Consider the following 3250-nt stretch of genomic DNA (forward strand, 5'->3'; position numbering starts at 1 on the left):
AACCGCCGTGTACCGAACGGTATGCACGGTGGTGTGAGAGGTCGCTAAATAAACTAATTATTTAGCTCCTACTCGATTGAATTGTGATATACAGTGGTATAACATAAATATATTTAATTAAAATGTATATATAAGCTATTGATAATACATATTTCTATTGTTAGCAGCAAGTTAAAGTGATACAATTAAGTCATTACAAACATTTGTATCATACAAGTTCTTTATTTTATTATAAGGGACGGATTTTTCACAAATTAAATAATTTTTATGCCAATGCTGTAGGATTTCGATACATATTTTGTATCTATGCCTAGAGTTTTTTTATTTTCTCAAAAACAGGATTTTTACAAATAATATATGGAGGTTATGCACATGAAAAAGTTATTTACCAAAGTTACAGCAAGTAATGTTAAGAATTAAATAACTAGTCAAGATTTTTACAAATTAAAGGGAGGTTTTTATAAATGATAAATTTTATTGATATGTTAAATTGCACATTAGCAACGGTAGAGGAAGAAAAGAAGAAAATAAACAATCGGTTTGATGAAGATTATTCTGTAAAGATGGAGGATTTAATATCTAAAATCTCTAAGGAGTATGAAGATTTAGAAAAGGTTGCTGGAAGGTGTAGATGGATTGAGATTGGCACTGACTTGGAAGTGGGGATAAATGCATATACTGAGTTGGCGCCAAAAGAAGAATATGGGTTTGGTAAAATCAATGGACAATTTCAATACTCTGTCCTACAATACAAAAAGGTCACATACGCTCTAAATTCAAAAGCTGAAGGTTTATTTTTAGGTGGTTGTTCTAAAATAAAACCACTAAAAGAAGGATTGCTAATATATCTTAAAAATGAGGATTTAATAAAATTAACTATCATGGGCAAGTTCAAAAAAGAATTTGAAGAGAATTTAAATAAAAAACTTATTACAATGAAAGATACGAGGGAATTTGCTGAGTTGGTCGATTCACACTATTAGAGTGTAACCTACAGATTTAAACAAACATAAAGAGGGATAGGCAGATAAATCAACAGCCTATTCTTCTTTGCAAAAGGACTTATACAAATTGCATTTTAGGAGGATTTATAAAATGGTTAATGAAAAAATTAAGTTAGGAAGTCATGTTCATAATAATAATTATGGAAATTACACAGACGTTTTAATTAACGTAGAGTTTTTAGATACAGAGAGAAACGCAAAATATAGTGATGACCCAACAGGATTCACAAGTGTATATTTTTCTGAAGATAACGAACCTATTCTTTCATATGTAGAGAATGACTATGATTCTTCTAAAAATCCATTCACAAAAGAGGAAGAAGCTATAATTATAAAGTATGCTGAAAACTTTCTAACTAACTAAACTTAATTTTTTTCGATAGATGTATGCAAATAAAGGGGGTCATTATTTATGATAAATACAATCATGAATGTATTAAGGCAGGCTATAGATAAGAATATATTTGATATGAAATATAAGCTAGGAATAGCGAAGGAAGGTAAAGATTTCTTTAGCTGTAGTGAGTATGACTTTTGTGTAGAATGTACTCCTTCAGACAAACCATGCAAGGCTCGCTTTAAATAATTTACATTACAGGACTTAAACAATTAAGGAGGATTTTTCAAATGAAAAACATTATAATACCAAAACTTGATTATAAGCAGATGAAAACAGAAATTACTGACAAATGGTACGCTAAGCAAGAGGGCAAAGGTTATACAATAATGTTGTCAATAAATGAAACAGTAGAGCAAATAGGTGATAAGTTACAAGAAGTTCTCAGGGAAAAAATAAATGAAAACCTAAAATTCAATATATATATGGATGAAGAGGGGATCTTTGACTACCGATTAAGTTATTCGATTGGTGGAGAAGGAGAATGGACTATATTTATTTGCAATTTAGAAGATGAAAAATATGATGACGATTATAATTTTGCTAGAAACTGCATAAACAAAGTCTTAAGCTCGATCACAGTAGAAAACTTAAAAATTTGTAAGGAGTATGCAGAATTCTTATTTGTAGCTAAAGATAAATACAACCTTAGAATTATGTATGGAGATTCTAATTGTATGAATGTAAGTAAAAATTCTGTAAGTGTACCAGGAGAGTTAATTGCTTATAAACATTATAGTGACATTATTAGATACTTCGTTAGAAATTCCAATAGGATAATGAAAAGAAGAGAAAAAGCTTTTAATGGAAGGTACTTCTTTAAGGACATGAAAGTTCAAAGGAGTGAAGTGAGAAAGACTATATCTTCTATTGATTATACACAATTTGAGGAGGTATTTAAGGTGTTATAATAGGATTTAATCAAATTAAACTTAAAGAGTTCAAATTTTAATAATATAAAGACCAGCAATTATTTGTTGGTCTTTATATTATTATATTAGCCACTGACCGGTTGCTTTTATCATCTAAGGTAGCGTGGGTTGTGTAAGAGATATTGGTGCTACCCAGGGTAAATTATTGTATCTAGTTTTCAATATGTCTACATACGTAAATTGCTGCGTATGTCTAACAATCTCATCTATATCCTTTGATAAAAAAACATCATCAAGTGTTAAGAGTTGAGTTCTTAAGTCAATTATATTGGATAGAGCGTATTCCCAATTCCATTTGTCGTAGTCACTAGAGTTAAATACACTTAAAACTTTACTTGTAAGTGAGATTCGGGATATATTATAAGTATAAACCGTTCCTATTGCGTATACGCGGGTCCCCAAAATATCATTTGGCCCTAAAATCACAAACTTTTTAAAACTCCTTTTTTTAGTATCGGGTCTAATTGCAGATGCATAAATTTGATTGAGTATTATAGCTGATATGTGAGAACTGGATGCTTTTAACACAATAATCTGCTCTCTCGGTAATGATTGTCTTTTATTAATCGGAATGCCCATATAAAATTCCCCCTTTTTTTAAAACCATGTAACTGATTTCTTTCTAATTGTAACACTGACTAGGGCTCACTGGGCGCCACTAATATCCCGTTTAAACTCATATAAAGAAGTTATTATATCTAAAGAATGTATAATTTTTTTGGACAATGTATTCTATCTTTTTTAAAGTCCTATGAAAAAAATGCCATGTATAAAGTACAATTGTAAGTGGTAAACTAAAACCATGAGATTTAGGAAAATAAGAACCCTGAATAATTTCCAAATAACCACAAAAACAAACACCTTTTCTGTACAATGGTTGAAGAGGTGATGAGAATTGAAAAGATTGAAGGGATGGG

5 protein-coding genes are annotated in these 3250 nt (G+C 30.1%); 4 read left to right on the forward strand and 1 reads right to left on the reverse strand.

The genetic code is table 11. The annotated features are described in order from the left end of the window. Positions 1-464 precede the first annotated feature (464 nt). From JJE11_RS17015 to JJE11_RS17030, 4 genes are all read left to right on the forward strand, one after another. Entirely contained in the window at positions 465-983 is a 519-nt protein-coding gene (locus JJE11_RS17015; protein ID WP_291637770.1) for a hypothetical protein, read from the forward strand. A 112-nt stretch (positions 984-1095) separates the two neighbouring features. Next, entirely contained in the window at positions 1096-1368 is a 273-nt protein-coding gene (locus tag JJE11_RS17020; protein WP_291637772.1) for a hypothetical protein, read from the forward strand. A gap of 48 nt (positions 1369-1416) precedes the next feature. Then, positions 1417-1590 carry a hypothetical protein gene (locus tag JJE11_RS17025; protein ID WP_291637774.1) on the forward strand — a complete coding sequence of 58 codons (174 nt, stop codon included), beginning with the start codon at positions 1417-1419 and terminating at the stop codon, positions 1588-1590. Between the two features lie 41 nt (positions 1591-1631). After that, on the forward strand, positions 1632-2312 hold the full coding sequence (locus JJE11_RS17030; protein WP_291637776.1) for a hypothetical protein: 681 nt from the start codon (positions 1632-1634) through the stop codon (positions 2310-2312). Positions 2313-2426: 114 nt separating this feature from the next. Here JJE11_RS17030 and JJE11_RS17035 read toward each other — a convergent pair whose 3' ends face one another. Next, a complete protein-coding gene (locus tag JJE11_RS17035; protein ID WP_291637778.1) occupies positions 2427-2912 on the reverse strand; it encodes a hypothetical protein in 486 nt (161 codons plus the stop codon). Positions 2913-3250 lie beyond the last annotated feature (338 nt).

Source organism: Clostridium sp. (genome assembly GCF_016650095.1).
GTDB lineage: Bacteria > Bacillota > Clostridia > Clostridiales > Clostridiaceae > Clostridium_AD.